General features: G+C 73.8%; 24 protein-coding genes and 1 pseudogene. 13 read left to right on the top strand and 12 right to left on the bottom strand.

From position 1 onward, the window contains the following. From EFE23_RS29085 to EFE23_RS22055, 4 genes and pseudogenes are all read right to left on the bottom strand, one after another. Positions 1-1,608 (bottom strand): annotated as a pseudogene (locus EFE23_RS29085) (hypothetical protein); the annotation flags it as partial. Positions 1,609-1,683: 75 nt separating this feature from the next. Next, on the bottom strand, positions 1,684-1,992 hold the full coding sequence (locus tag EFE23_RS22065; protein ID WP_123242842.1) for a cupin domain-containing protein: 309 nt from the start codon (positions 1,990-1,992) through the stop codon (positions 1,684-1,686). Next, on the bottom strand, positions 1,989-2,939 hold the full coding sequence (locus EFE23_RS22060; protein ID WP_123242841.1) for an LLM class F420-dependent oxidoreductase: 951 nt from the start codon (positions 2,937-2,939) through the stop codon (positions 1,989-1,991). Before EFE23_RS22060 ends, EFE23_RS22065 begins: the two co-directional genes overlap by 4 nt. Before the next feature lie 2 nt (positions 2,940-2,941). Next, positions 2,942-3,784 carry an ABC transporter ATP-binding protein gene (locus EFE23_RS22055; protein WP_233601096.1) on the bottom strand — a complete coding sequence of 281 codons (843 nt, stop codon included), beginning with the start codon at positions 3,782-3,784 and terminating at the stop codon, positions 2,942-2,944. Positions 3,785-4,072: 288 nt separating this feature from the next. On the opposite strand from EFE23_RS22055, the gene EFE23_RS22050 reads away from it, so the two are divergent. Both EFE23_RS22050 and EFE23_RS22045 read left to right on the top strand, forming a co-directional pair. Further along, complete coding sequence (locus tag EFE23_RS22050) at positions 4,073-5,104, top strand: ABC transporter substrate-binding protein (protein WP_123242840.1); 1,032 nt, start codon at positions 4,073-4,075, stop codon at positions 5,102-5,104. 109 nt (positions 5,105-5,213) lie between these two features. Continuing rightward, the gene (locus tag EFE23_RS22045; RefSeq protein ID WP_204334455.1) at positions 5,214-6,035 is read left to right on the top strand and encodes an ABC transporter permease; all 822 of its coding nucleotides are present in this window, start codon (positions 5,214-5,216) and stop codon (positions 6,033-6,035) included. 66 nt (positions 6,036-6,101) lie between these two features. On the opposite strand, the gene EFE23_RS22040 is transcribed toward EFE23_RS22045, so the two are convergent. Continuing rightward, positions 6,102-7,283 (bottom strand): ABC transporter substrate-binding protein, encoded by a 1,182-nt coding sequence (locus EFE23_RS22040; protein ID WP_123242838.1) that lies wholly within the window; start codon positions 7,281-7,283, stop codon positions 6,102-6,104. A gap of 447 nt (positions 7,284-7,730) precedes the next feature. Between EFE23_RS22040 and EFE23_RS22035 the strand changes: the two genes are divergently transcribed. From EFE23_RS22035 to EFE23_RS22020, 4 genes are all read left to right on the top strand, one after another. After that, the gene (locus tag EFE23_RS22035) at positions 7,731-10,769 is read left to right on the top strand and encodes a sensor histidine kinase (RefSeq protein WP_123242837.1); all 3,039 of its coding nucleotides are present in this window, start codon (positions 7,731-7,733) and stop codon (positions 10,767-10,769) included. Then, the gene (locus EFE23_RS22030) at positions 10,766-11,173 is read left to right on the top strand and encodes a roadblock/LC7 domain-containing protein (protein ID WP_123242836.1); all 408 of its coding nucleotides are present in this window, start codon (positions 10,766-10,768) and stop codon (positions 11,171-11,173) included. Before EFE23_RS22035 ends, EFE23_RS22030 begins: the two co-directional genes overlap by 4 nt. 68 nt (positions 11,174-11,241) lie before the next feature. Then, complete coding sequence (locus EFE23_RS22025; RefSeq protein ID WP_123242835.1) at positions 11,242-11,604, top strand: DUF742 domain-containing protein; 363 nt, start codon at positions 11,242-11,244, stop codon at positions 11,602-11,604. Beyond that, the gene (locus tag EFE23_RS22020) at positions 11,585-12,202 is read left to right on the top strand and encodes a GTP-binding protein (RefSeq protein ID WP_123242834.1); all 618 of its coding nucleotides are present in this window, start codon (positions 11,585-11,587) and stop codon (positions 12,200-12,202) included. Before EFE23_RS22025 ends, EFE23_RS22020 begins: the two co-directional genes overlap by 20 nt. A gap of 60 nt (positions 12,203-12,262) precedes the next feature. Here the strand turns inward: EFE23_RS22020 and EFE23_RS22015 are convergent, their stop codons facing one another. The 5 genes from EFE23_RS22015 to EFE23_RS21995 are packed head-to-tail and all read right to left on the bottom strand — an operon-like array spanning position 12,263 to position 19,906. After that, on the bottom strand, positions 12,263-13,351 hold the full coding sequence (locus tag EFE23_RS22015) for a uroporphyrinogen-III synthase (RefSeq protein WP_123242833.1): 1,089 nt from the start codon (positions 13,349-13,351) through the stop codon (positions 12,263-12,265). Next, positions 13,351-13,713, bottom strand: a complete 363-nt coding sequence (gene nirD / locus EFE23_RS22010; RefSeq protein WP_199737174.1) for a nitrite reductase small subunit NirD — start codon at positions 13,711-13,713, stop codon at positions 13,351-13,353. Before nirD ends, EFE23_RS22015 begins: the two co-directional genes overlap by 1 nt. Before the next feature lie 39 nt (positions 13,714-13,752). Further along, positions 13,753-16,284, bottom strand: coding sequence for a nitrite reductase large subunit NirB (gene nirB / locus EFE23_RS22005; RefSeq protein ID WP_123242832.1), 2,532 nt, complete (start codon positions 16,282-16,284; stop codon positions 13,753-13,755). 35 nt (positions 16,285-16,319) lie between these two features. Beyond that, positions 16,320-17,750 carry an FAD-dependent oxidoreductase gene (locus EFE23_RS22000; protein WP_123242831.1) on the bottom strand — a complete coding sequence of 477 codons (1,431 nt, stop codon included), beginning with the start codon at positions 17,748-17,750 and terminating at the stop codon, positions 16,320-16,322. Then, positions 17,747-19,906, bottom strand: a complete 2,160-nt coding sequence (locus EFE23_RS21995; RefSeq protein ID WP_123242830.1) for a molybdopterin oxidoreductase family protein — start codon at positions 19,904-19,906, stop codon at positions 17,747-17,749. Before EFE23_RS21995 ends, EFE23_RS22000 begins: the two co-directional genes overlap by 4 nt. 146 nt (positions 19,907-20,052) lie before the next feature. On the opposite strand from EFE23_RS21995, the gene EFE23_RS21990 reads away from it, so the two are divergent. From EFE23_RS21990 to glmM, 7 genes are all read left to right on the top strand, one after another. Continuing rightward, a complete protein-coding gene (locus EFE23_RS21990) occupies positions 20,053-20,754 on the top strand; it encodes a class I SAM-dependent methyltransferase (protein ID WP_123242829.1) in 702 nt (233 codons plus the stop codon). A 113-nt stretch (positions 20,755-20,867) separates the two neighbouring features. Then, complete coding sequence (locus EFE23_RS21985) at positions 20,868-21,128, top strand: DUF6364 family protein (RefSeq protein ID WP_123242828.1); 261 nt, start codon at positions 20,868-20,870, stop codon at positions 21,126-21,128. Then, positions 21,106-21,411 carry a hypothetical protein gene (locus tag EFE23_RS21980; RefSeq protein ID WP_199737173.1) on the top strand — a complete coding sequence of 102 codons (306 nt, stop codon included), beginning with the start codon at positions 21,106-21,108 and terminating at the stop codon, positions 21,409-21,411. The genes EFE23_RS21985 and EFE23_RS21980 overlap by 23 nt, the downstream gene beginning before the upstream one ends. A gap of 191 nt (positions 21,412-21,602) precedes the next feature. Next, a complete protein-coding gene (locus tag EFE23_RS21975) occupies positions 21,603-22,967 on the top strand; it encodes a NarK family nitrate/nitrite MFS transporter (RefSeq protein ID WP_123242827.1) in 1,365 nt (454 codons plus the stop codon). 209 nt (positions 22,968-23,176) lie between these two features. Next, positions 23,177-23,620 (top strand): 50S ribosomal protein L13, encoded by a 444-nt coding sequence (gene rplM, locus EFE23_RS21970; RefSeq protein WP_088976076.1) that lies wholly within the window; start codon positions 23,177-23,179, stop codon positions 23,618-23,620. Positions 23,621-23,640: 20 nt separating this feature from the next. Next, on the top strand, positions 23,641-24,105 hold the full coding sequence (gene rpsI, locus EFE23_RS21965; RefSeq protein WP_030501567.1) for a 30S ribosomal protein S9: 465 nt from the start codon (positions 23,641-23,643) through the stop codon (positions 24,103-24,105). A 117-nt stretch (positions 24,106-24,222) separates the two neighbouring features. Further along, positions 24,223-25,578, top strand: a complete 1,356-nt coding sequence (glmM, locus tag EFE23_RS21960) for a phosphoglucosamine mutase (protein WP_123242826.1) — start codon at positions 24,223-24,225, stop codon at positions 25,576-25,578. An 11-nt stretch (positions 25,579-25,589) separates the two neighbouring features. Here glmM and EFE23_RS21955 read toward each other — a convergent pair whose 3' ends face one another. Together EFE23_RS21955 and EFE23_RS21950 are read right to left on the bottom strand one after the other, a co-directional pair. Continuing rightward, a complete protein-coding gene (locus EFE23_RS21955; protein WP_123242825.1) occupies positions 25,590-26,336 on the bottom strand; it encodes an ABC transporter ATP-binding protein in 747 nt (248 codons plus the stop codon). Between the two features lie 2 nt (positions 26,337-26,338). Further along, positions 26,339-26,895 (bottom strand): FtsX-like permease family protein (locus tag EFE23_RS21950; protein WP_123242824.1); only part of this gene is annotated, 557 nt, incomplete at its 5' end.

Here is a 26,895-nt window from a genome sequence, read left to right as displayed (position 1 = left end):
CCGCTCGGCCGGCGGGTCCGGGAGCGGCTCGGCCCGGTTGGGGCCGGCCGGCTCGACCGGGCGACCGGCGGCCAGCACGTCGATGGCGGCGGTCCGCCGTCCGGGCGGCAGCAGCCCCGGCACCGGCAGGGAACGCACCAGGTCCTCGGTGTCCCGCCCGGCGACCGGCGGCACGTCCGCGTCCGGGTCACCCGGCAGGCCGGTCCGGGCCGACCCGGCCAGTCCCGCGTCGCGGACCGGGTCGGCCGGGGTCGCATCGTCCTCACCCGGGTCGCCGGGCCGACCGGTCGGTACCTCGTCCGGATCCGCGCTGCCGAACAGGCTGGTCCCTACCTCGTCCGGATCCGCGCTGCCGAACAGGCTGGTCGGCACCGGGTCGTCGGGCCGGCCGGCCCGGTCGTCCTCGGCGACCCGGTCGGCGCGGCGGAGCTCCGGGTCGGGGCGGACGTCGCCCCAGGGGGTCCGGCCAGCCGGTACCGAAGCCGGGGTGACGCCCGCCGGCGCGGGCCAGTCCCAGTGGGCGGGGGTTGGCCCGCCGGCCTCCCGCTGTCCCGGTCCCCGGCGGGTCCAGCCCGGCGCGTCCGCCGCCGCGTCGGGGCCGGGCGCCGCCGTCGCGGTCGGTGTCTCGTCCGCGCCATCGGGGGCCGGCCGCGCGGCGAGCGCCGAGGATCCGGCTTCCGGGGCGCCGGGGATGGCCGGCGAGGGAGGCAGCGGCTGGAGGATGTCGGTGGGCTCGAGGGCGTCGGACCCGGCCTCGACGGCCGGTCGGCGCAGCACCGTGGTGGCGGCCGAGCCGAGCACGCCGGCGGCGACCGCGATCAGCGCCCCGTAGTAGGGGGCCAGCTGGTAGCGGTCGATGGCGTCGCCGGGCCCGGCGGTCAGGTACGCGAAGGCCAGCAGCACCGGCCCGGCCGCCCCGGCGGCCCCGCCCACCAGCGGCGGGTGACCACGGCGGCGGGCCAGCGCGCCGACCGCCGCGCCGGCGAGCAGGGCGACCGTCGGCAGGATCAGCATGGCCAGCCGCTGGGCGGCCTCGGCGTCCAGCCAGGACGGTTCGAGCACCCCCAGCCGTACGGTGTGCAGCGGGCGGGCCGAGGCAACCGTCGGCGTGACGGAGAGCAGGGCGAGCAGCCAGACCGCCGCCGCGGTCAGCACGATGTTCCACCCGAACGGCGGCTTGAGCAGGACCGCGATCGAGGCGCCCGCCCCGACCAGCGCGCCGAGGATGGCGCAGATGCCGACCGCCCACACCGGGTCGACGGTGCCGCCGAGTTCGGCGGCCCGGGCCGGCTGCATGCACAGTGGCGCGACCACGATCGCGCCGAGCGCGGCGGCGCCGGCCACGGAGAGCTGTTCGGTGGTGCCGCCCGGGAAGCCGTCCCGGCGGGCGAGGCGTTCGGTGAGCACCGCACCGGCCACGGCGGCGACCGCGGCGAACCAGCCGACCCAGGCGAGCTGGGCGGGCCACCGGTTGACCGAACCGTCGGCGAACGCGCCGTCGAGGCGTACGACGCCGAAGCCGTACGCGATGCCGAGCTGGCCGGCTCCGGCCAGCACGCTCACCCCGAGCGCCGTGAGCAGCAGTCTGCCCCACGTCCGAAAGGCCATGTCGGGCACGTTACGGCCAGGTGCGCCCGATCGCCACCTTGCCACCGCGCGGCGCGCGAGGTGGTTTCGGCGTGGCTACTTCAGCTCGACCAGCCGGGCCAGATAGGTGGTGTCCCCGACGTTGGTCAGCATGTGCACGGCGCCCGGGTCGCGGTAGACCACCCCGCCGGTCGGCTCGTCGGCGTCGATCCTCGTGCCGTCGATCGTCTGCACCACGTTCTTCGCGCCCTGGATCGCCACCACCAGGTACGGGTGGTCGTGCCGGTGCAGCGGCTGCCGCTCGCCCGGCTCCAGCCGGATGTGCCAGACGCGCACCCGGTCGTTCTCGTAGACGATCTCCTGGCCCACCGGGCTGAGTTCGACGTCGGGGGAGAGGTCGGTCATCGGGTTCCGTCCAGTTGGGGGAGCACCTCGGCGGCGATGAGCTCCAGGTGGTCGAGGTCGTCGAAGTCGATCAGGCGCAGGTGCACCCGGGTGGTGCCGATCGCGGCGAACTCGCCGAGCCGGTCGACGAGCTGGGCGGGGGAGCCGACCACCGGGTCCTCCGGCGGCAGGGCGCTCTTGACGTGCAACGGGGCGGCCCGACGCTGCGCCTCCGCGTCGGTCCGGCCGATGGCCACCACCACGCCGGCGGAGAGCACCAGCGGTGCCCGTCCCGACGCGTCCCGCCCGGTCCGCTGACACGCCTCGCGCACCCGCTGGTACGCGGCGGCCGTTTCGGCGACCGTCTTGAACGGCATGTTGAACTCGTCGGCGTACCGGGCGGCCAGCTCGGGGGTGCGCTTCGGGCCCCGCCCGCCGACGATCACCGGCGGTCCCGGCCGCTGCACCGGCTTGGGCAGCGCCGGCGCGTCCAGGAGCTGGTAGTGCTCGCCCTTGAAGCTGTACGTCTCGCCCAGCGGGGTGCGCCACAGCCCGGTGACGACCTCGAGCTGTTCGGCCAGCCGGTCGAACCGCTCGGCGACCGGGGGGAACGGGATGCCGTAGGCGGTGTGCTCCCGCTCGAACCAGCCGGCGCCGATGCCCAGCTCGACCCGGCCGCCGCTCATCTGGTCGACCTGGGCCACCATCACGGCCAGCGGACCGGGCGGCCGGAAGGTGGCGGAGGTGACCAGAGTGCCGAGCCGGATCCGGGAGGTCTCCCGGGCCAGCGCGGCCATCGTCAGCCAGGCGTCGGTGGGGCCGGGCAGCGCGGGCTCGTCGCCCATGGCCCGGTAGTGGTCGGCCCGGAAGAAGCCTTCGTAACCGGTCTCCTCGACCCGCCGGGCGAACCGGAGCTGGTCGTCGTAGCTGGCCCCACGGTGCGGCTCGGTGAAGACGCACACCCGCATGGTCACTTTCCTCCCGCGCCGGTCGACGCCGGCTCCTCCGCCGGCTCGGCCGGCTCCGCCGGTCCGGCCGGCGCGGGGACGCCGCGCGGGGCGTCCCGCTCCATCAGCAGTTCGTGCAGCTCGGCGCTGATCCTGGCCACGTCGGCGAGGTGCGCGTGGCGGCCCAGCGTGCGCGGTCGGGGCACCTTGACCTCGACGATCTCGCGGATCCGGCCGGGACGCGGGCTGAGCACGACGACCCGGTCGGCGAGCAGCACCGCCTCGTCGATCGAGTGGGTGACGAAGACGATTGTCGCCTTCGTCTCCATGTGCACCCGCTGGAGTTCGCCGGAGAGTTCCTCCCGGGTGAGCGCGTCGAGCGCCGAGAAGGGTTCGTCCATGAGCATCACGCGCGGCTCGCCGATCAGCGACCGGCAGAGCGAGACGCGCTGCTGCATGCCGCCGGAGAGTTCGTGCGGCAGGCGCTTCTCGAAGCCGCCCAGGCCGGCCATCTCCAGCAGCGCGCGGGCCCGGTCGCGGTGCTTCGCCCGGCGCCAGCCGAAGATCTCGACCGGCAGCAGGACGTTGTCCAGCACCGAGCGCCAGGGCAGCAGCGCGGGCCGCTGGAACAGCATGGCGATGTCGCGGCGCGGCTTGGTGATCGGCGTACCGGCCACGGTGATCTGGCCCGCGGTGACCGGGAGCAGGCCGGCGATCATGCGCAGCAGCGTGGACTTGCCGCAGCCCGAGCGCCCCAGTACGGCGACGAACTCGCCCTCGGCGACGTCGAGGTCGATGCCGCGCAGCGCCTCGACCCGCCCGGAGCGGCCGTCGAAGGTGCGGGACACCGCGGACAGTCGGATCATCTCGCCGCCAGCTCCCTTCCGCACGCTGAACGCGGGCCGGGCTAGCGTAGCCGGAGTGGCTCCTTATAGCACCGTCCGGGGTGGACGACAGTCCACTTTCCGTCAAGCAACTTCGTTTCCGTTCCGCAACCGTACGCCCGGACATCCTCGCCTGAGCTTCTCGTACGCTGTTGCGCGCGAAGAGTCCCCTCACGACGGTCCTGTCGGCTGCCCCCTCCTGCCGACACCGTCGGACCCACGACCCGTCCGGGCAGTACATGGCCTGGTCGGAAAGGACATGGTGCACTGATGAGAAGGCTGACCCGTACGGTCGCCGCCGCCGCGCTGGCCACCGCCCTCGCCCTGGTCTCAGGTTGCAGCAGCGACTCGGACAAGTCCGGGGACACCAAGGCCGCCGGTGGCGCGGCCCTGGAAAAGGTGACCTACCTCACCTCGTTCGGCAACTTCGGCCGTGACTCCTACGCCTGGGTGGCGAAGGACAAGGGCTTCTTCAAGGAGGCCGGCTTCGACGTCGACATCAAGCCCGGCCAGGGCACCGGTTTCATCCTCCAGGCCATCACCGGTGGGCAGGCGGACTTCGGCCCGGTCGACCTGACCGGCGCCATCCTCCAGATGGGCAACGGCCAGGCCAAGGACTTCATCGGGGTGGCGGGGATCCAGCAGCGGACCATGGCCGCCATCGTCTCGGTCGAGGGCAAGCACATCGCCACCCCGAAGGACCTCGAGGGCAAGAAGCTCGCCGACACCCCCACCTCCGTCGTGCGCAACCTCTTCCCGACGTACGCGCGGCTGGCGGGCATCGACGCCAGCAAGGTGACCTGGGTCAACGGCGAGGCGCAGACGCTGATGGGCACCCTCGCCTCCGGGCAGGTCGACGGCATCGGCCAGTTCGTCGTCGGGCAGCCCACCGTGCAGGCGGTGACCAAGAAGAAGCCGGTCGTGCTGCCCTACAGCAACGTGATGCAGGACCTCTACGGCAACGTGCTGATCACCTCCACCAAGATCGCCAAGGAGAAGCCGGAGATGGTCAAGCGCTTCACCGCGGCGCTGCTCAAGGGCCTGGAGTACGCGCTGGCCCACCCGGACGAGGCCGGCCAGATCCTGAAGAAGAACGTGGACGCGGCCAACGAGCAGGCGGCCGCCGCCGAACTCCAGCTGATGGCCGCCTACGTCCGCTCCAGCAACTCCGGCACCGCGATCGGCACCCTCGACCAGGGCCGGGTCGCCAAGAGCATCGCCCTGCTCCAGGGCGCGGGCGCGCTCAAGCAGAACCTCACCCCCGAACAGCTCATCGACTTCAACCTCGTGCCGAAGGCCTGACCGGTCGGCTCGGGACGCGGGGGTGCGCACCCGCCGGGGTACCCGGTGGGGCGCACCCCCTCCGCGTGCCGGCCGGGCGGTCGGCGGAGAGGAGGACAGCGTGGCGCAGTTGACGGCCACCCGGACGGCGGAGCCGGTACCGCCGGCCGTCCGGAGCCGGTTCGGCGTACGCCCCTCGGCGGTGGCGCTGCCGGCGCTCGGGCTGGTGATCGCGGTGGCGGCCTGGTGGCTGGTCACCTCCGGGCTGCACCTGATCCACCCGGCGACGCTGCCGCCGCCCCAGGCCGTGTGGCACGGGCTGATCGAGAGCGCGCACGTGCTGCTGCCGGCCCTGGGCATCACGGTCTGGATGACCCTGCTCGGCTTCCTGCTCTCCACGGCCGCCGGGGTGCTGATCGGGATGGCGTTGGCCGCCTCGAACCGGGTGGAACGGATGTTCGCGCCGCTGCTGGTGGCGGTGAACGCGGTGCCGAAGATCGCGTTCGGCCCGCTGCTGGTGGTGGCGGTGGGCTGGGGGCAGAAGCCCATCCTGACCATGGTGTTCCTGCTCTGCTTCTTCCCGATCGTGCTCTCCACGGCGACCGGGTTGACCACCACCCCGGCGGACCTGGCCGAGCTGGCCCGCTCGTGGAATGCGTCCTGGTGGCAGTCGTTCCGCAAGGTGCGCCTCCCGGCCGCCCTGCCGCAGATCTTCGTCGGGCTGAAGGTGGCCATGCCGCTCGCCGCGATCGGTGCGGTGATCGGGGAGTTCTACTCCGACAAGCCCGGGCTCGGCTACCAGATCCTCCAGTACAACGGGGTCGGCGACACCGCGACGGCGTGGGCGGCGATCGTCCTGGTCGCGATCATGAGCATCCTGCTCTACTCCGCGCTCACCCTGGTGGAACGCCTGGCGCTCCCCTGGGTGCGTGCCACCACCTCGGCCCGCTGAGGCGGGGACCCGGAAGGAGGTGGCCCGTCGAGGGGCCGCCTCCTTCCCGGGATCCCGGTCGGTGACTCAGCTCGCGAGACGCCAGCGGCCGCCGCGGGCGACCAGCGTCGTCAGTGCCTGCGGCATCAGTCCGGAGTGGTTGTCCGGGGTGATCCGGATCGGGCCGGTGAGGCCGTCGAGCTGCGAGGTCTCCAGGACGTCGCGCAGCCGGTCCCGGTCCACCGTGCCCGGCTCGCCGCCGGCGCGCAGTTCGGCGTCCGCGATCAGCTGCACCGCGTCGGCCGCGAAAGAGGAGAACCCGTTGTAGCCGCCGTATCGGGCGGTGTACTCCTGGAACCACTGCCGGCGGGCCGCCTTGGCCGGGGTGGTGGCGATCACGTCATCGATCACCATGGTCTGGGTGAAGATCAGCGTCGCCCGCTCGGCGGAGCGGGACGAGGCGCCGAGGAAGAGGTCGCCGGCCGCTGAGGCGTCGAAGAAGAGCGAGCCGGCGAAGCGGTCCTGCCGGGCCGCCGCCGCCGCGAGGGCCGCCTGCTCCGGGGGCGTCCAGACGACCAGGGCGTCCGGCTTCTTGTCGACCAGGGCGGCGACCTGGCTGCTGACGTCGGTGTCGGTGGTGCGTACCGCCTCCGCGCGGACCACGTCGAGGCTGGCCTTGTCGAGCTCGCCCCGCAGCGCGGACAGCCCTTCCTGGCCGTAGCCGTCGGCGCTGTGCAGCACCGCGACCTTGTCGAGCCGGCGCCGCTTCAGCTCGGCGGTGAGGGCCGCCGCGTTGTCGGCCGCGTTCGGGGCCAGCTTGAAGACGTAGCGCCGTTCGGCGACCGGTTCGGTGATCGCGCCGGAGGAGGCGAGCGCGATCGTCGGAATGCGCTTCTCGCCGATGGTCCGGACCGCGCCGGTCGCGCATTCGTTGCAGCCGCCCATGATGATGGCGGTTACCTGTGAGTCGCCGCTGAAATCATTGATGTTGCGCAACGATTCCGCGGCGTCCGAGCGGTTGTCCTTCACCTTGAGCTCGATCTTCCGGCCGCCCAGTGCGCCGGAGGCGTTCAACTGCTCGACCTTCAGTTCCAGTGCCCGTTGGTACACCTTGCCGATCGGCGTGGAGGCGCCGGACAGTTCGAGGTCCGCGGCGATCACGATGGGGGTGGTGTCCTGCTGCTCCCCGCCGAACTGGCAGCCGGTGAGCGTGGTGGCCAGCACGGCCGATGCGAGCGCCGCGATGCTCGCGGAGCGGATGGGGCTCAACTCAGTCCTCCAGGTGCGGCGCGGGTGTACGCCCGATCACCGCCGCTCATCCGTCCTCAGTGGAGGAACGGGATTGGTGTGCCGTACGGTGTGCGCGAAGCCTGCAAAACCTTGCCAATGCCGGGCCGTGTGGTCAAGCGCGGAGGTCGGGGGCCGTTTCGGGACGCCCGTCCCACATGTTGGGGACACGGAACGTTAACCGACAATTACTGCGCAGATTCGTCCGACCACTCTGGAGTTACATCCCCTGTTCAGGGGCCTGAGGAAATGAAGGTATTAGTTGACCGCTGCAGAGGTTGAGTCATCGCCGACCGTTTCCTGTCCGACTGCGGCTTCCCAAACAGGATTTCGTCTGATGAAATCGCGGCCGTGCCGCGCGCGGCGCTGGCCGCCGTACCAGGCACGGGTCGGCGGGTCAGGCGTGGAAGAATCGACGGAGGCGATGTCGTGAGCACCGGACCTACGACCCTGCCCGCGAGTCAAGGTGCCGACCAGCGGAACCGGCGACGGCGACTGCCGCGGCTGCGTGACGCCCGGATCCGGTCCAAGCTCGCCCTCATCCTGGTCGTCCCGGTGGCCGCTGTCATCGCACTGGCAACTATCCGACTCGTCTCGGTCGGCGAGGGCGCCTACGAGGCCAGCCGGATCCGGGCGCTGACCGCGCTGTCGATCGACGTCTCGGCGCTCGCCCAGGACCTGCACAAGGAGCGGATGGCGGCGGCCGCCTTCCTGGCCGTGCCCGACCAGAAGCCGGACGACTACAACCTGCGGGTACGGCGCACCGACGAGCGGATCGCGGCGTACCGGGAGGAGCGGGGCCGGATCGGTGACGTGCCCGCCTCCGTCCGCGACCGGCTGAAGGTCATCGAGGACCACCTGGGCACGCTGAACGGCACCCGCCAGGAGGTGCTGGACCGGCAGCAGATGCCGGTCGCGGAGGCGAGCCTGCGCTACGGCATCATCCTGAGCGACCTCATCGCGTACGGCGACACGCTCGCCCAGCAGCCCGGCGCGGAGAGCATCGCCGACGCCCGCCGTGCGGTGGCCGCCTTCTCGCACGCCAAGGCGGAGGTGGCCGAGGAGCAGGCGGTCGCCTTCACCGCGCTGGCCAGCGGCCGGCTCGACGAGGAGCAGTTCTCCTCCTTCGTCGCCACCCTGACCGGCCAGCAGGAGTCGCTGCTGTCGTTCTCCCGCGCCGCCGAACCCGCGCAGCGGTCCCTGGTGGACGGCACGGTCTCCGGCGACGCGGTGCAGCTCGCCGACCGGGTTGCCAATGACCTGTCCCGTTCGGTCGGTCAGGCGCCGCTGGTCACCCGGGACGAGGCCAGCGCCGCGATCGGCGCGGTCGACGACCTGATGCGGTGGGCGGAGATCCAGCTCCAGGACCGGTTGCTGGCCGAGGCCGACACGGTGCGCGCGGACGTCCTCCGGCAGGCCGTCGTGGAGAGCCTGCTCGTCCTGCTCACGCTGGTCATCGCGGTGACCCTGGCCGTGATGCTGGCCCGCTCGCTCAACGACTCGCTGCGCCGGCTGCGCGAGGGCGCCCTGGCGGTGGCCAACCACGACCTGCCGGACGCGGTGAGCCGGCTGCAGAACGTCAACGCCATCGGCGACGGCGGCGTGGACGAGATCGTCCAGCAGGTCCGGGACCCGATCAAGCTGCCCAACCGCGACGAGGTCGGCCAGGTGGCCGTGGCCTTCAACGTGGTCCACCGGGAGGCGGTCCGGGTGGCGGCCGAGCAGGCCGCGCTGCGGACCAGCGTCTCGGCGATGTTCCTCAACCTGGCCCGGCGCTCGCAGAGCCTGGTCGACCGGATGATCGGCGAGCTCGACGCGATCGAGCGCGGCGAGGAGGACCCGAAACGGCTGGCCCAGCTCTTCGAGCTGGACCACCTGGCCACCCGGATGCGTCGCAACGACGAGAACCTGCTGGTGCTGGCCGGCGCCGACTCGGCCGTGCCGCGCCGCGAGGACGCCCTCCTGGTCGACGTGCTGCGCGCCGCCCAGTCCGAGGTCGAGCTCTACAACCGGATCGAGTTCGGCACCGTCGACACCGACATCTCGGTCGCCGCGCACGCGGTGAACGACGTGGTCCGGCTGGTCGCCGAGCTGCTGGACAACGCCACCCGCTTCTCGCCGCCGAACACCACGGTGGTGGCCGACGGCCGGCGGATCCGGGACTACGTGCTGATCCAGGTCGAGGACCGGGGCCTGGGGCTGAGCGACGAGCAGCTGGACTCGCTCAACCGGCGGCTGGCCGCTCCGCCCACCGTGGACGTGGCCGCGTTCCGGCTGATGGGTCTGGCCGTGGTGAGCCGGCTCGCCTCTCGGTACGGCATCCGGGTGGAGCTGCGGCGCAACGTCGAGGGCGGCACGGTCGCCCAGGTGACCCTGCCGAACTCCGCGGTGGTGCTGCCCGCCAACCGGGGCCAGGCCCCGCTGACCCGCCCGCGCCAGCCGCTCGCCGTCGAGCAGTCTCCGCTCAGCCAGCTCGGCTCGTCGGCCGGCGACGCGCTGGCCGGCGGGAGTCGGGGCGGCACCGCGACGCTGACCGATCAGTGGCGTAGCGCCACCCCGCCGCCCGCCCGCTGGCAGGCCGCCGAGGCGCGGGAGACCGGCCCGGTCGTGCAGGCGGGCGCGGCCACCGGCGCGCTGCCGAGCCTGCCCACCCTGCCGACCACCGCCCCGGTGGCGTCCGCGCCGCCCGCGCCGTCGACCCCGGTCTCCGGTGCCGGCTACGCGATGGGCGGCTCGACCGCCGCGTACCCCACGCGGGACCCGCTGCCGAAGCGGACCCCCGGCGTGGACGCGGCGGCCAGCACCGCCCCGGTCGCCTCCATCCCGGCGCCGCCGGCGTACCAGTCCGCGCCGGCGTACCAGCCGGCCGCGGCGGCCCCGCCGCCCGCCCCGGTGCCCGCCCGGCCGGAGCAGCCGGCGGAGGCGCCGATCTTCCGGGAGATGGAAGCGGTCTGGTTCCGCTCGCACGGCGAGGACGAGACGACCATCTTCACCCGACCCCAGTTCGACGAGCCGGCGGCCGTCCCGGCGCAGCCGGTCGCCGCGGCCCCGCCGCCGCTGCCGACGCGTACCCCGGGCGCCCAGGCCTCGGGCGTGACCACCCCACCCCCGTACGTTCCGCCGGCGGTGCCGGCCACGCCCCCTCCCGCCGCGACCCCGCCTCCCGCCGCACCCGCGCCGACGGCGAGCGCGGACGCCTGGCGGACGGCCGCCGACGAGGGCTGGTCGCGGGCCAGCCGGGCCGCGGAGCCCACCACCGGCGGCACCACCCGTTCCGGCCTGCCCAAGCGGGTGCCGCAGGCCCAGCTCGTGCCCGGCGGCATCGAGCCGAAGGGCGCGCGGGCCCGGACCCGGCGTACGCCGGACGAAGTACGCGGCCTGTTGTCGGCCTACCACCGCGGTGTGCAGCGGGGTCGGACGGCCGGCGCGGACCTGAACAGCACCTCGACCAAGGAGACGAACCGATGAACAGGCCAGCGGCCATGCAGGACATGGGTTGGCTGCTCACCAACTTCGCCGACAGCGTGGCGGGCATCGCGCACGTGGTGGCGGTGTCCGCGGACGGGCTGCTGCTCGCCTCCTCCCGCGACCTCCCCACGGACCGGGCCGACCAGCTCGCTGCGATCACCTCCGGCGTGGTGAGCCTGACCGAAGGCGCCGCCCGGATGTTCAGCGCGGGCGGGGTGCTCCAGACGGTGATCGAGATGGACAGCGGATACCTCTTCCTGATGTCCATCAGCGACGGCTCGTCGATGGCGGTGCTGGCCGCCCGCAGCTGCGACGTCGGCCAGGTGGGCTACGAGATGGCGCTGCTGGTGGAGCGGGTCGGCCAGGCCCTGTCCCCGCTGCCGAGGGACGCCATCCGGTCCTGACCGGGCGTGCGGTGTGACTTGGTGATCCGGAGCCGGCCCGGCTCCGTACGGAGGGAGGTGATCGCGAGATGGAACCACGACGGGATCCGCGTGGTGCGCTGGTGCGGCCGTACGCGGTCACCCGTGGCCGCACCGAGCCGCTGCAGAACATCGCGCTGGAGGCGGTGCTGTCCTGCACCGCCACCCAGTGCGCCGAGGCGCGGTTCGCGGGGCACGACAAGTACCGCATCGCCACGGTCTGCGAGGGCCGGGCGCAGTCGCTGGCGGAGATCGCCGCGTACACCCGGATGCCGCTGGGCGTCACCCGGGTGCTGGTCGCCGACCTGGTGGCCGAGGGCCTGCTGACGCTACACACTGCCGCTCCCGCGACGGGCTTCGCGGCGCGGATGAACCTGCTTGGAAGGGTGCTGAGTGGACTTCGCGAACTATGACCCCGCCGGGGCGAACCGCAGCCGGGAGATCATCTCCGCGAAGATCGTGATCGCGGGCGGCTTCGGCGTGGGCAAGACGACCCTGGTCGGCGCGATCTCCGAGATCCAGCCGCTGACCACCGAGGCGTTGATGACCGCGGCCGGTGTGGGCATCGACGATCCGTCGAAGGTGCCGGGCAAGGAGACCACCACGGTCGCCATGGACTTCGGCCGGATCACCATGGCCGACGACCTGATCCTCTACCTCTTCGGTACGCCCGGTCAGACCCGCTTCTGGTTCATGTGGGACGAGATCATCCGGGGTGCGGTGGGCGCCGCCGTGCTGGTGGACACCCGGCGGATCACCGACGCCTTCGCCCCGCTGGACTACTTCGAGAACCGGAACCTGCCGTACGTGGTGGCGCTGAACCGGTTCGACGGCGCGCCGGAGTACGAGCCGGGGGAGGTCCGCGAGGCGCTGGCGATCCCGGCGGACGTGCCGCTGGTGATGTGCGACGCCCGGCAACGCGACTCGGTCAAGCAGGTGCTGGTGACCGTGGTCGAGCACGCCATGCTCCGCCTCCAGGCCGAGCACGGCTTCGCGGCCCCGGTCGGCTGACCGCCGGGCCGCCGTAACTGGTGAGAAGGGGCCCCTGCGGTACCGCAGGGGCCCCTCCTCTCAGTCCACCCGGAGCCGGTAGCCGCGCTTGACCACGGTCTGCACCACGCGCGGCGCGTTCAGCCCGACCCGCAGCCGGGCGACCGCCATCTCCACCGCGTGCTCGTCCGCGCCCCGGGGCAGGGTACGCAGCAGCGCCGTGCGGGACAGCACCTTGCCGGGCGACGCGGCGAGCGCCCGCAGCACCGCCATCGGGGCCGGGGCGAGCGGCCGTAGTGCCCCGTCGACCACGGCCGCGTGCCCGCGCAGGGTCAGCAGGTGCCCACCCGCCTTCACGCTCACCGTCCGCCGGGGCAGCTCGTCGACGATCGTCCGTACCAGGGCGCCGAGCCGGGCCCGGTTCGGGGCGCTCACCGGCACCCCCCGGCGCACCAGCGGCTCGGCGGTGACCGCGCCGACGCAACTGGCCAGCACGTCCCCCCGCAGCGCCGCCAGCACCGTGTCGGTGCGGTCGCCGGCCGCCCGCAGCAGCGCCTCCGCCGCCGGCGCGGAGGTGAACGTGACGGCGTCTACCAGCCGCCCGGCCACCAGGTCGATCAACCGGTGCAGCGGGGCCGGGTCGGTGGGCGGCGCCCAGCGGTAGACCGGCACCTCGATCACCGTGGCCCCGGCCGCCTCCAGCGCCTCGGTGCACTCCGGCTGCCGTTCGCCGTGCAGCTGCATGGCGATCACCTGGCCGGCCACGCCCCGGCGGACCAGGTGGTCGATCACCTCATCGCAGCTCTCCGAGGCCGGCGACCAGTGCTCCCGCAGGCCGGCGGCCCGGATCGCGCCGGTCGCCTTCGGGCCCCGGGCGACCACGTAGGACCGGCCGAGCACGCCCCGCAGCGGCTCGGCCAGCCCCCAGCCCTCGGCCGCCTCCAGCCAGCCGCGCATCCCGATGCCGGTGTTGGCCATCAGCACGTCCGGCGGGCGGTCGAGGCAGGCGCGGGTGGCCTCGCGCAGGTCGGTGTCGTCGGCGAGCGGCACGATCCGCAGCGCCGGGGCGAGCACCACCCGTGCGCCCCGCCGTTGCAGCAGCGCGGCCAGTTCGTCGCGCCGCCGGTCGGCGGTCACCCCGATGGTGAAGCCGGCCAGTTCGTCCCGCATCACTGTTCCTGTCGCAACCGCACCTCGACCAGCCCGTCCCGGCAGCGCGCCTCGTGTCGCCGCAGCGCCACGCCCGGCAGGTCCAGGCACTGCCCGGTACGCAGGTCGTAGACCTGCTTGTGCAGGGGCGAGGCGAGCGTCGGCATGCCCTTCCGGCTGCCCACGATCCCCCGCGACATCACGTACGCGCCGCCGACCGGGTCCAGGTTGTCCACCGCGTACAGTTCGCCGCCGGTCCGGAAGAGCGCGACCTGCACGCCGTCCACCAGGGCGGCGACCCCGCGGTCGGGATCGAGCCGGTCGAGCGGGCAGATGGCGGTCCAGTCCAGGGTGGCCGTCGGGCGCAGAGCGGTCAGGGTCATCGGGTCACTCCTTCGCGTGAGGCTGATCGGTCCGCGGGGTCATCGCCGCACCTCGGGGAGGCCGAGCGCGACGGGCTGGTGGGGGCGGTCGGGGACGGGGGTCGGCGCCGCCCCGCGGGCGGGCACCGGCTGGCCGCGTTCGACCGCGAAGGTGATGGACGGGTCGGGCACGTCCGGTGCGTTGACGAAGGAGGTGAACCGGCGCAGCCGTTTTGGGTCCTCCAGCACGTCGCGCCACTCGTCGGAGTACGACGCGACGTGCCGGGCCATCGCCGCGTCGAGTTCGGCGCAGAGCCCGAGCGAGTCGTCCACGATGACCGACCGCAGGTGGTCGAGGCCGCCGTCCATCGCCTCGATCCAGGCGGCGGTGCGCTGCAACCGGTCCGCGGTGCGGATGTAGTACATCAGGAATCTATCGATTAGCTGAATCAGCGCTTCTGTGGATAAATCAGTGGCGAACAGATCGGCGTGCCGGGGGCGGAAGCCGCCGTTGCCGCCGACGTAGAGGTTCCAGCCGGACTCGGTGGCGATGATGCCGAAGTCCTTGCTGCGCGCCTCGGCGCACTCCCGGGCGCAGCCGGAGACCGCCGACTTGAGCTTGTGCGGGGCGCGCAGGCCCCGGTAGCGCAGCTCCAGCGCCACGGCCAGCCCGACCGAGTCCTGCACCCCGTACCGGCACCAGGTCTCGCCGACGCAGGACTTCACGGTGCGCAGCGCCTTGCCGTACGCGTGGCCGGACTCGAAGCCGGCGTCGACCAGCCGGCGCCAGATCTGCGGGAGCTGCTCGACCCGGGCGCCGAACAGGTCGATCCGCTGCCCGCCGGTGATCTTGGTGTAGAGCCCGAAGTCCCGGGCCACCTCGCCGATCACGATCAGCTTGTCCGGGGTGATCTCGCCGCCGGGGATCCGGGGCACCACCGAGTAGCTGCCGTCGCGTTGCAGGTTGGCCAGGAAGTGGTCGTTGGTGTCCTGCAGCGACGCCGCCTCGCCGTCGAGCACGTGCCCGGTCCCGAGCGAGGCGAGGATCGAGGCCACCACCGGCTTGCAGATGTCGCAGCCGCGCCCCCGCCCGTGCTCGGCGATGAGCTGGGAGAAGGTCCGGATGCCCCGGACCCGGACGGTGTCGAACAGCTCCTGCCGGCTGAGTTCGAAGTGCTCGCAGAGCGCCCGCGACTGCTGCACGCCCGCCGCGTCCAGCAGCTGCTTCAGCATCGGCACGCAGGAGCCGCAGCTCGTGCCGGCCCGGGTGCACGCCTTCAGCGCCGGCACGTCCACCGCGCCGCCGGCGATCGCCGTGTCGATGTCGGCGCGAGTCACCGCGTTGCAGGAGCAGACCTGCGCGGCGGCCGGCAGCGCGCCCGCCCCGGCGCCGGCGCCGCCGGCCGGCGCCAGCAGCGCCAGCGGGGGAGCGGGCAGCGGCCCGCCGACACTCGCCCGCAGCGTCGGGTACGCGCTCGCGTCGCCCACCAGCACGCCGCCGAGCAGCGTCTTCGCGTCGTCGGAGAGGACCAGCCTCGCGTACGAGCGGGTGGCCGGGTCGGTGAAGGTGACGTCCAGGCAGCCCGGGGTGGTGCCGTGCGCGTCACCGAACGAGGCCACGTCGACGCCGAGCAGCTTGAGCTTGGTGGCGGTGTCCGCGCCCGGGAAGGTGGCCGCCCCGCCGAGCAGCCGGTCGGCGACCACCTCGGCGGTCGCGTACCCGGGGGCGACCAGGCCGTGGCAGGTGCCGTCCACCGCGGCGCACTCGCCGACCGCCCAGATCCGCTCGTCCGCCGTGCGGCAGGTGGCGTCGACCAGCACACCGCCGCGCGGGCCGAGCGGCAGCCCGGCCGCCCGGGCCAGCTCGTCCCGGGGCCGGATGCCGGCGGCCACCACCACCAGGTCGGCGTCGACCGTGCGGCCGTCGGCGAGTTCCAGCGCGGCGACCGTGCCGTCCGGGCCGGGGCGCAGCCCGCTCGTCGCCACCCCGAGGTACGGGGTGACCCCCAGCTCCTCGACGTACCGGCGGAGCATCGCCCCGCCCGCCTCGTCCACCTGCACCGGCATCAGCCGGGGCGCGAACTCGACCACGCTGGTCGCCAGCCCGAGCAGGCGCAGCGCGTTCGCCGCCTCCAGGCCGAGCAGGCCGCCACCGATGACCGCTCCGGTCCGCCGGCCCTCGGCGTGCGCCCGGATCGCCGCCAGGTCGTCCAGCGTCCGGTAGACGAACACCCCCGGCAGGTCGGTGCCGTCGACCGGGGGCACGAAGGCGTACGAGCCGGTGGCCAGCACCAGGGCGTCGTACGGGTGCTCGCCGGCCGCGGTGCGCACCACCCGCCGGTCCCGGTCGATGTCGCGCACCGCCTCGCCCAGCCGCAGCTCCACCCCGTCGTCGGGGGTGTGCAGGTTCAACTCCTCGGCACTCACCCCGTCGAAGAAGGCCGAGAGCCGCACCCGGTCGTACGCCGGCCGCCCCTCCTCGGCCAGCACCGTCACCCGCCAGCGCCGGTCGTGATCCCGGGCCCGCAACGCCTCGACGAACCGCTGCCCCACCATGCCGTTGCCGACGACCACCAGCCTGCCGCCGCTCATCGCCCCACCTCCGTTCTGCCGTCCCCGCTCTCCGTTCACCGCGTCGCTCCCACCGGGTCCGCCGCGGCGAGCCAGTCGGCGATGCCGGCGACCGCGTCCCGGCACCCGCCGCAACCGGTGGCGGCGCGGGTCGCCGTGGACAGCTCCGCGACGGTCCGCGCGCCGGCCCGCCAGCACGCCACCAGCGCGCCCTTGCTCACGTCGTTGCACTGGCACACCGTGGCCGCGTCGGGCATCAGCGCCGGGGACGCGGCGGGCGCGGCCGGGGCGGCGCCGAACGCCCGCCCGAGCAGCAGCGAGCGCCGGTCGGCGGGCACCGGCGCGCCCCGGTCGAAGAGCTGCACCACCGTGCCGACCGCCGGGTTGTCGCCGAGCAGGATCGCGCCGGTCAGCCGCTCGTCGCGGATCCGCAGCCGGGCGTACGTGCCCCGGGCCGGGTCGGCGAAGGTCAGCTCCTCGTCGGCCGGTGCGTCGTCCATGGCGTCGCCCATCGCGGCCAGGTCGATGCCGGCGGCCTTGAGCCGGGTCACCATCGGGCGGGGCCGGTACCGGGTCAGCCGGTCCGACCCGGCCAGCACCTCGGCGACCACCCGCGCCTGCGCCCAGGCCGGGGCGACCAGCCCGGTCAGCACCCCGGCGTGCTGGGCGCAGTCGCCGATCGCCGAGATCCGCCGGTCGCTGGTCCGCATCCGGTCGTCCACCACCACGCCCCGCTCCACGGCCAGCCCGGCGTCGGCGGCCAGCGCGGTGTCGGGGCGTACGCCGCAGGAGAGCACCAGCAGGTCGGCGGTGAGCGCGCGGCCGTCGGCGAGGTCCAGGCGGACCCGGTCGCCGTCGGTGGCCACCGCGGTGGCCGAGACCGCCAGTTCGGTACGGACGCCCAGCCCGGCGAGGGTGCCGGCGAGGACCGCGCCAGCCGGCGGATCGAGCTGCCGCTCCATCAGGTGGCCCATCGGGTGGACCACGGTCACGTCCAGCCCGCGCGCGGCGAGCCCGCGGGCCGCCTCCAGCCCGAGCAGGCCGCCGCCCAGCACCAGGGCGCTGCGGGCTCCCCGGGCGGCGGCGAGGATCCGCCGGCAGTCGTCGAGGGTGCGGAACGGGACCACCCGCTCGGGCAGCGGGTCCAGTCCGGGCAGCGGCGGCACCAGAGCCCGGCTGCCGGTGGCGAGGACCAGGTGGTCGTAGCCGATCCGGTCGCCGTCGGCGGTGCGTACCTCCCGGGCGGCCCGGTCGATCGCGGTCACCGCCACTCCGGTCCGCACGTCCACGCCCTGCCCGGCGACCTCGGCCAGCTCCACGTCCGGCTCGCCGATCTTCCCGGCCAGCAGGGTGGACAGCATGATCCGGTTGTACGCCCGGTGCGGCTCCGCCCCGAGCACGGTGACCTTCCGGTCCCCGTCCCGGGCGTGCAGCTCGGCGGCGAGCCGGGCGCCCGCCATCCCGTACCCGATGATGATCACGTTCATGGCTTCTCCACCCGGACGGCGCAGATCTTGAACTCCGGCATTCCCGAGATCGGGTCGACGGCGTCGTTGGTGACCGAGTTGGCCCGCGCCGCGCCGGGCCAGTGGAACGGCGCGAAGACGGTGTCCGGCCGGATCGCCGGGCTGAGCCGGGCCGGCGCACGCAGGTCGCCGCGGCGGGAGACCACCCGCACCTCGTCCCCGTCCGCCACGCCCAGCCGGTCGGCCAGGTCGGGGTGCAGTTCGACGAAGCCGCCGGGCGCGGCCCGGCGCAGCGCCGCGACCCGCCGGGTCTGGGCGCCGGACTGGTACTGGGCGAGCACCCGGCCGGTGGTGAAGTGCAGCGGGTACTCGGCACAGACCGGCTCGGCGGCCGGCCGGTGGCGCACCGCGTGGAACCGCGCCCGGCCATCCGGGGTGGGGAACCGGTCGGCGAAGAGCCGGGGGGTGTCCGGCCCGTCCGGGTCGGGGCAGGGCCAGAAGACACCGGTGTCGGCGTCGATCCGGTCCCAGGTGACCCCGGCGTAGTCGGCCGGCCCGCCGGCGGAGGCCCGGCGCAGCTCCTCGAACACCGCCCGCGGATCGGTCGGGAACGCCTCCTCCGGAGTTAGGAGGGGCCCCTTGTTATGCATTTCGCGATAAGAAGGGGCCCTTCCTTGCAGGCGGTCGGCGAGGGCGGCGAGGACCGCCAGGTCGGTGCGGACGCCGGGCGGCGGTTCCCGCAGCGCCCGGCGGCGCAGCACCCGACCCTCCAGGTTGGTCATGGTGCCGTCCTCCTCGGCCCACTGCGCGACGGGCAGCACCACGTCGGCCAGCGCGGCCGTCTCGGAGCGCAGGAAGTCGGCGACCACCAGCAGGTCCAGGTCGCGCAGCCGGGACTCGATCCGGGCCGCGCGGGGCGCGGACACCACCGGGTTGGAGCCGAAGACCAGCAGCGCCCGGGGGCCGGTCGCGGTGCCGAGCGAGTCCAGCAGGGCGTACGCGGGCAGGCCCGGCCCGGGCAGGTCGTCGACGGGCACGCCCCACACCCCGGCCACGTGCGCGCGGGCCGCCGGGTCGTCGATCCGCCGGTAGCCGGGGAGCTGGTCGGCCTTCTGCCCGTGTTCCCGCCCGCCCTGCCCGTTGCCCTGGCCGGTGAGGCAGCCGTACCCGGAGCCGGGGCGGCCGGGCAGCCCCAGGGCGAGCGCCAGGTTGATGAAGGCGGTGACCGTGTCCACGCCCTTGGCGTGCTGCTCCGCGCCCCGGGCGGTGAGGATGATCGCCCGGTCCACGGTGGCCAGTTCGTGGGCGGTCGCCTCCAGGTCGGCCACCGGGACCCCGGAGAGGCGTTCCACCTCGGCCGGCCAGTATCCGGCCACGGTCCGCCGTACCTCGTCGAAGCCGGTGGTCCGCTCCGCCACGTACGCCCGGTCCAGCCAGCCCTCGGTGAGCGCGATGTGCAGCAGCGCGTTGGCCACCGCCAGGTCGGTGCCGGGCAGCGGTTGCAGGTGCCGGGAGGCGAGGCGGGCGGTGGCGGTCGACCGGGGGTCGACCACGATCAGCCGGCCGCCCCGCTCGCGCTGGTCGGTCAGGTGCCGCAGCAGGGGCGGCATGGTCTCGGCGGGGTTGGCGCCGACCAGCAGCAGGGTGTCCGCCCGGCCGAGGTCGGCGAGGGGGAACGGCAGCCCCCGGTCGACGCCGAGGGCGCGCAGCCCGGCCGCCGCCGCCGAGGACATGCACCAGCGTCCGTTGTAGTCGATGTGCCGGGTCCGCAGCGCGACCCGGGCGAACTTGCCGAGCGCGTACGCCTTCTCGTTGGTGAGGCCGCCACCGCCGAAGACGGCGACCGCGTCCCGGCCGTACCGGTCCTGGGCGGCGCGCACGCCGGCGGCCACCCGGTCGAGGGCCTCGTCCCAGCTCGCCGGGCGCAGCTCGGCGCCGGGCCGGTCGCGCAGCAGCGGGGTGGTCAGCCGGTCCGGGTGGTCGAGCAGTTCCGCCGCGGTCCAGCCCTTCTGGCAGAGGCCGCCGCGGTTGGTGGGGAACTGCCGGGGAGCCACCTCGATCCGCCGGCCGGTCTCGCGCAGCACCATGCCGCACTGCAGCGCGCAGTACGGGCAGTGCGTGGCTGCCTCGCGGGGCGGTGTCCCCGGCAGCGTCGCGACGCGCGCACCGTCTGTCATGTCGCAGAAGCGTGCCGGGAGGCGGTTTCCGGTCCGGGTCCCTTCTGTTTCGGTCCTGTCAAGAGCGGCTCACACCGCACGGGGGTGACGGACCGGTCCGCTGGGCTTAGAATGTGAGACAACTTTCCTGGATAGTGGGAGATGGCATGGGTGTGGCGGACGCGTTCGACGCGGTGGCGGCCAGCTACGACCAGGCCCGGCGCAGGCTGGTGCCCTGCTTCGACGCCTTCTACGGCACCGCGGTCGAGGTGGCCGCGCCGCCGCTGCGGGCGGCCCTCGCGGCGGGGCGTACCCCCGAGGTGCTCGACCTGGGCGCGGGCACCGGCCTGCTCTCCGTGCTGCTCGCCGCCGCGGTTCCCGGGATCCGGCTGACCCTGGTCGACGCCGCGCCCGGCATGCTCACGGTGGCCACGGGTCACCTCGCGGCCCGCGGCGTGCCACACCGGACGGTGCTCGCCGACCTCACCGACCCGCTGCCCGCCGGCCGCTACGACGCGGTGGTCTCCGCGCTGGCCATCCACCACCTCGACGACGACGGCAAGCGGGCGCTCTACCGGCGGGCGGCCGACGCCCTGGCGCCGGGTGGGGTCTTCGTCAACGCCGAGCAGGTGGCCGGCCCGACCCCCGCGCTGGACCGGCGCTACGACGAGGTCTGGACCGCCCGGATCACCGAACTGGGCTCGGACGCCGCGGAGATCGCCGCGGCCCGGGAGCGGATGCGGCACGACCGGCCGGCGCCGGTGACCGCACAGTGCGACTGGCTCACCGAGGCCGGGCTGGCCGACGTGGACTGCTTCTTCAAGGAGTGGCGCTTCGCGGTCTTCGGCGGCCGCCGCCGGATCGGCTGACCCGCCGACCCGGGCGATCGTCCGGCTCGTGCCCGCGACGGCGGGATGTCCGGTTCGCCGACCGGCGCGCGACGGGATGACTGGCGGTCATACCAGTGGGTAATCTCTTCGGCATGACCGCCAAGGTGACGTTGTCGTTCTCCGACGAGACGATCGAGGAGGCGCGCCGGTTCGCCAAGCGGGAAGGGCTCTCCCTCTCCGCCTGGATGGACCAGGCCGCCCGGGAGAAGGCGCTGCGCGAGGTCTTCACCGCGCACGCCGCCGCCGTCGGCCGGGCCGGCCTCGACCTCGAGTCCGCGGCCCTGGCCGACGCCCAGGAGGCCGCGCTGGTCGACGACGCGCTGTTCGGCGGTGGGCGACCGCGTGCTGCGTAGGGGAGAGGTCTGGCGGATCTCGGGCGCCCGGGAACGCCTCGGTCTGGTGATCAGCTCCGACGTCTACAACTCCACCGACGTGCCGATCGTGATGGTGGCCGAGGTGGTCGAGGAGTCCCTGCTGCGGGACTCGCCGCTCGCCGTGCCGATGGGCGGGTACGTGGTGATGCCCGACCGGCTCTCCTCGCCGATGAAGAAGTGGTTCACCGAATGCGTGGACGTGGCCGACACCGAGACCATGCAGCGCGTCGGCCGGGCCCTGCGCATCCTCCAGGAGCTCTGACCGCACCCGGAACTCCTCACCACGGGTCGCCGGAGCCGGTGCGGCGGGTGTTGCGTCGCTGACTTCCGGGACGAACCTCGCGGTAATTCCGGCTGCCTACCTTTCTGCCGGGCGCCGCCCCGGGCCGGTCACCCGGCCGGCCGGGCAGGCGCCACTGGACGCCCACCGCCCGGCCGTGAGGAGAACCGCTGATGACCACCATTGCCGAAACCGCCGAGAGCGGCGAGGTCGACCTCGGACGCCGGCCCGGCCGGTGGATAGCTCACTGGGCGCCGGAGGACGCCGCATTCTGGCGGGCCGTCGGCAGCCGGATCGCCCGCCGGAACCTGATCTTCTCGATCCTCGCCGAGCACATCGGGTTCTCCGTCTGGCTGCTCTGGAGCATCGTCGTCGTCCGGCTCGGCGACGTCGGCTGGCAGCTCACCACCAGCCAGAAGCTGTGGCTGACCGCGGTGCCCAGCGGAGTCGGCGCGCTGCTGCGGCTGCCCTACACCTTCGCGGTGCCGGTCTTCGGCGGGCGGAACTGGACGATCGTCTCCGCGCTGCTGCTGATCCTGCCCTGCACCGGTCTGGCCTGGGCGGTCGAGCATCCGCAGATCGGCTACCTGCCGCTGGTGCTGATCGCCGCCACCGCCGGCTTCGGTGGCGGCAACTTCGCCTCCAGCATGGCCAACATCTCGTTCTTCTACCCGGAGCGGGAGAAGGGCTGGGCGCTGGGCCTGAACGCGGCGGGCGGCAACATCGGCGTCGCGGTGGTGCAGTTCCTGGTCCCCCAGGTGGTCGTGCTCGGCGGCGGGCTCGCGCTGGCCCGCGCGGGGTTGATGTACATCCCGCTGGCGGTGGCCGCCGCGGTCTGCGCCTATCTGTTCATGGACAACCTGGCCGAGGCGAAGGCGGACGTCGGGCCGGTCTGGTCCGCGCTGCGGCACCGGGACACCTGGCTCATGTCGCTGCTGTACATCGGCACCTTCGGCTCGTTCATCGGGTACTCGGCGGCGTTCCCCACCCTGCTCACGTCGGTGTTCGGCCGCTCGGACATCGCGCTCGCCTGGGCGTTCCTCGGCGCCGGCATCGGGTCGGTGTTCCGCCCGCTCGGCGGCCGGCTGGCCGACGCCGTGGGTGGCGCCCGGGTGACCGTGGCCAGCTTCCTGCTGATGGCGGTCGGGGCGTACGCGGCCCTCTGGTCCGTCGAGCACCGGGACCTGACGGTGTTCTTCGGCGCGTTCATGTTCCTGTTCGTGGCCACCGGGGTCGGCAACGGCTCGACCTACCGGATGATCTCCCGGATCTTCCAGGTCAAGGGCGAGGACCTCGGGGGCGCGCCGGAGACCATGCTGGCGATGCGACGGCAGGCCGCGGGGGCGCTCGGAGTGATCTCCTCGATCGGCGCCTTCGGTGGCTTCCTCGTCCCGATCTGCTACGCCTGGGCGAAGTCGACCTATGGCGGGATCCAGCCGGCCCTCCGGTTCTACGTCGGCTTCTTCGTGGTGCTGCTCGCGGTCACCTGGGTCGCCTACGTCCGTCCCGGATCACGGATGGCGCGGGCCGGGGTGTGATCCGTACCATCGTCGGAGCGGGGGGCACGCTGGGTGACCCCCCGTTTTGACCTGCCGCCGGGCGGCCGGGTATCGTTGCCTGCTGTTGTACGACATTCAGAGGCGTGCCGCATCAGGTACGCTTGGTCGTTCGTGCGCGCTGGTCCGGCCGGGAAGCCCTGGTCACCTCGGCGCGCGACCCCAGACCGACGACGAGACAAGGTAGACCTGTGCGTACGTACAGCCCGAAGCCGGGTGAGATCGAGCGTCAGTGGCACGTCATCGACGCCTCTGATGTCGTGCTGGGCCGCCTGGCGACCCACGCCGCCACGCTGCTGCGTGGCAAGCACAAGCCGACTTTCGCGCCGCACGTCGACACGGGCGACTTCGTCGTCATCGTGAACGCGGGCAAGGTCGCGCTGACCGGCAACAAGCGCCAGCAGAAGATCGCCTACCGCCACTCCGGCTACCCGGGTGGCCTGAAGCGGGTCGGCTACGACGAGCTGCTGACCAAGCGGCCCGAGCGGGCCATCGAGCTGGCCGTGAAGGGCATGCTCCCGCACAACAAGCTGGGCCGTCAGCTGATCAAGAAGCTGAAGGTCTACGCCGGTGCCGAGCACCCGCACGGCGCGCAGCAGCCGGTGCCGTTCGAGATCAAGCAGATCGCGCAGTGAGCGCGGGCGAAGGAATCAGCATGACCGACATCACCGCCACCGAGGTTGCCCCTGAGGCCACCGAGGCGCCGGCGCCCGTCGCCCGCGCGCCTCGTGGCGACCGCCCGATCCAGACCGTGGGTCGGCGCAAGGAGGCCATCGTCCGGGTCCGCATCGTCCCCGGCAGCGGCAAGATCACCTGCAACGGCCGCGACCTCGAGGCCTACTTCCCGAGCAAGGTGCACCAGCAGCTGATCAAGGACCCGCTGGTCACCGCCGAGAAGGCCGAGGCCTTCGACGTGATCGCCAACCTGCGTGGCGGCGGCACCACCGGCCAGGCCGGCGCGCTGCGCCTCGCCATCGCCCGGGCGCTGATCGTCAGCGAGCCGGACGACCGCCCGGCCCTGAAGAAGGCCGGCTTCCTGACCCGTGACGCCCGGGTCAAGGAGAGCAAGAAGTACGGCCTCAAGAAGGCCCGTAAGGCTCCCCAGTACTCGAAGCGCTGATCACCACCAGCGCCTTGTACTTCTGACGGACGGCCGGGTCCGCCTCCCTTCGCGGGAGGTGGCCCGGCCGTTCCGCTTTCTCCTTCTTCACTGCACTTCCCTCGGAGGGTGGCGGGTATGGGCCGGTTGTTCGGCACGGACGGCGTACGCGGGCGGGCGAACGCGGATCTGACTCCGGAGTTGGCGCTCGCGGTGGCGGTCGCCGCCGCCCACACGCTGGCCGAGACGGACCGGAGCCATCCGCCGCTCGCCGTGGTCGGCCGGGACACCCGGGCCAGTGGCGAGATGCTGGAGGCCGCCGTGGTGGCCGGGCTCACCAGCGCCGGCGCCAACGTGGTGCGGGTCGGCGTACTGCCCACCCCGGCGGTGGCCTTCCTCACCGCCGAGGCCAAGGCCGACCTGGGCGTGATGCTCTCCGCCTCGCACAACCCGATGCCGGACAACGGCATCAAGCTCTTCGCCGCCGGCGGGCACAAGCTGCCGGACGAGATCGAGATGCGGATCGAGGCGGCCGTCGAGGCGAATGCCGCCACCGCCTGGGAGCGGCCGACCGGCGCCGGCGTCGGGCGGGTGCACGACCTGCTCGACGGCGCCGACCACTACGTCCAGCACCTGGTGGGCACCGTGCCGCACCGGCTGGACGGGATCAAGGTCGTGGTCGACTGCGCCAACGGAGCGGCCGCCGAGGTCGCGCCGGTGGCGTACCGGGAGGCGGGCGCCGAGGTCATCGCGATCCACGCGGAGCCGGACGGCCTCAACATCAACGACGAGTGCGGCTCGAACCACATCGAGGCGCTCCGCGCCGCCGTGGTGGAGCACGGCGCGCACCTGGGCATCGCGCACGACGGCGACGCCGACCGGTGCGTCGCGGTGACCGCCGACGGCGACGAGGTCGACGGCGACCAGGTGATGGCGATCCTGGCCCTGGCCATGCGGGAGGCCGGCGAGCTGACCCAGGACACCCTGGTCGCCACCGTGATGAGCAACCTCGGCCTCCGCCTGGCCATGTCCGCGCAGGGCATCCGGCTGGTCGAGACCAAGGTCGGCGACCGGTACGTGCTGGAGGAGCTGCGCGCCTCCGGCCTCGCCCTCGGCGGCGAGCAGAGCGGGCACATCGTCATGCCCGCGTACGCCACCACCGGCGACGGGGTGCTCACCGCGCTGCACCTGATGTCCCGGATGGCCGAGACCGGCAGGTCCCTGGCCGAGCTGGCCTCGGTGGTCACCAAGCTCCCCCAGGTGCTGATCAACGTGCCGGTCGGCGACCGGACCGTCGGCTCCGCCGCGCCGGCCGTCCGCGCCGAGGTGGAGCTGGCCGAGGCCGAGCTGGGCGAGACCGGCCGGGTGCTGCTCCGCCCGTCCGGCACCGAGCCCCTGGTCCGGGTCATGGTCGAGGCCGCCACCGAGTCGGTTGCCCGCTCCGTCGCGGAGCGCATCGCGGAGCAGGTCCGCACCGCCAGCCCCGCGGGCTGACCCGGCACCCCCTACAGCCGCAGCCGGCTGGCCCGGTCGTAGGTGTCGGCGGGATCCTCACCGTCGGTGAGGTCGACGTCCTCGACGAGCCGGCCGTCGTTGAGGCGGATCAGGCGGTCACAGCGGGCGGCGATGGCCTGTTCGTGGGTGGCCAGCAGGATCGTCATCCCGTGCCGGTCGCGCAGGTCGAGCAGCAGGTCGAGGATCTGCGCGCCGGTGGTCGAGTCGAGGTTGCCGGTCGGCTCGTCGGCCAGCAGCAGCCGAGGTGCGCCCATCAGCGACCGGGCGATCGCCACCCGCTGCTGCTGGCCGCCGGAGAGCTGGGCGGGCAGCGCGCGCTCCCGACCTGCCAGCCCCACCGCCGCCAGCAGCTCCCGGGCCCGGTCCGCGCGGTCGGCGCGCCCCCGCCGCTGGGGCAGCACGGGTGCGATCACGTTGTCGAGCACGGTCAGCGCCGGCAGCAGGTGGTAGCGCTGGAAGACGAACCCGACCCGCTGGCGGTAGCCGGCCAGGGCCGCCCGGCGCAGTCCGGTGACCACCACGTCGTCGACGGTCACGGTGCCCCGGTCGGCCCGCTCGATGGCGCCGATCAGGTGCAGCAGGGTGGACTTGCCGGAGCCGCTCGGCCCGGTCAGCGCCACCACCGACCCCGCGGCGATCTCCACGGAGACGTCGTCGATCGCGGTCAGCCGTTCCGCGCCGGTGTGGAACTCCCGGACCAGTCCGTCCGTGCGGACCGTGCTGCCGGTGGCGTCCATGGTCACTCCTCTGCCAGTAGTCGTGCGGTGGGCAGCCGGCGCAGCAGCGCGGCCGGGGCGAGCGCCGCCAGACAGGTGGCCGCCACCCCGGCGAGCGCCACGGTGGCGGCCACCGCCAGCAGCGCCGGCGGCAGCTCACCGACCAGCCACGCGGCCCCGCCGAGCCCGAGCCCGGCACCGGTCAGCGCGCCGAGCGCGCCGAGCAGGAAGCCCTCGTAGCCGACCAGGCGGCCGAGCGCGGCGTCGGTCCAACCGGTGGCGCGCAGCGTGGCCAGTTCGGCGGCGCGGTCCCGGATGTTCAGGTAGAGCACGTCGGCGACCGCGGCGGCGCCGAGCAGCACCGTGGCCACCGCCGCCAGGGCGTCCGCGCCGCGCACGCCGAGCGACACGGTGTCGCCGAGCAGGCTGCCCACGATCGCGCCCCGGAACGCGTACGCGGCGGCGGCGACCAGGGTCAGCGCGGCCACCCCGATGGCCAGCGCGCCCGCGCCGAGCAGGGTCCGGCCGGGGGTGCGGACCAGGTTCACCAGCGCCAGCCCGGGCAGGGTGCGGGGTCGGC

Source organism: Micromonospora solifontis, assembly GCF_003725545.1.
Lineage (GTDB): Bacteria > Actinomycetota > Actinomycetes > Mycobacteriales > Micromonosporaceae > Micromonospora > Micromonospora solifontis.
Note: the sequence above shows the minus strand (reverse complement) of the source record. Positions and strands in the feature narration are given on the sequence as shown.

Bases quoted from the DNA above. Each gene is read 5' to 3' on its own strand.
- EFE23_RS22025 (WP_123242835.1), top strand. From the start codon at position 11,242: ATGGAACCACGACGGGATCCGCGTGGTGCGCTGGTGCGGCCGTACGCG.
- rpsI (WP_030501567.1), top strand. From the start codon at position 23,641: ATGACCGACATCACCGCCACCGAGGTTGCCCCTGAGGCCACCGAGGCG.
- EFE23_RS22015 (WP_123242833.1), bottom strand. From the start codon at position 13,351: ATGCGGGACGAACTGGCCGGCTTCACCATCGGGGTGACCGCCGACCGG.
- EFE23_RS22050 (WP_123242840.1), top strand. From the start codon at position 4,073: ATGAGAAGGCTGACCCGTACGGTCGCCGCCGCCGCGCTGGCCACCGCC.
- EFE23_RS22065 (WP_123242842.1), bottom strand. From the start codon at position 1,992: ATGACCGACCTCTCCCCCGACGTCGAACTCAGCCCGGTGGGCCAGGAG.
- EFE23_RS21975 (WP_123242827.1), top strand. From the start codon at position 21,603: ATGACCACCATTGCCGAAACCGCCGAGAGCGGCGAGGTCGACCTCGGA.
- EFE23_RS21990 (WP_123242829.1), top strand. From the start codon at position 20,053: ATGGGTGTGGCGGACGCGTTCGACGCGGTGGCGGCCAGCTACGACCAG.
- EFE23_RS22000 (WP_123242831.1), bottom strand. From the start codon at position 17,750: ATGAACGTGATCATCATCGGGTACGGGATGGCGGGCGCCCGGCTCGCC.
- glmM (WP_123242826.1), top strand. From the start codon at position 24,223: ATGGGCCGGTTGTTCGGCACGGACGGCGTACGCGGGCGGGCGAACGCG.
- EFE23_RS21985 (WP_123242828.1), top strand. From the start codon at position 20,868: ATGACCGCCAAGGTGACGTTGTCGTTCTCCGACGAGACGATCGAGGAG.
- EFE23_RS21995 (WP_123242830.1), bottom strand. From the start codon at position 19,906: ATGACAGACGGTGCGCGCGTCGCGACGCTGCCGGGGACACCGCCCCGC.
- EFE23_RS22055 (WP_233601096.1), bottom strand. From the start codon at position 3,784: ATGATCCGACTGTCCGCGGTGTCCCGCACCTTCGACGGCCGCTCCGGG.
- EFE23_RS21955 (WP_123242825.1), bottom strand. From the start codon at position 26,336: ATGGACGCCACCGGCAGCACGGTCCGCACGGACGGACTGGTCCGGGAG.
- EFE23_RS22060 (WP_123242841.1), bottom strand. From the start codon at position 2,939: ATGCGGGTGTGCGTCTTCACCGAGCCGCACCGTGGGGCCAGCTACGAC.
- nirB (WP_123242832.1), bottom strand. From the start codon at position 16,284: ATGAGCGGCGGCAGGCTGGTGGTCGTCGGCAACGGCATGGTGGGGCAG.
- nirD (WP_199737174.1), bottom strand. From the start codon at position 13,713: ATGACCCTGACCGCTCTGCGCCCGACGGCCACCCTGGACTGGACCGCC.
- EFE23_RS22030 (WP_123242836.1), top strand. From the start codon at position 10,766: ATGAACAGGCCAGCGGCCATGCAGGACATGGGTTGGCTGCTCACCAAC.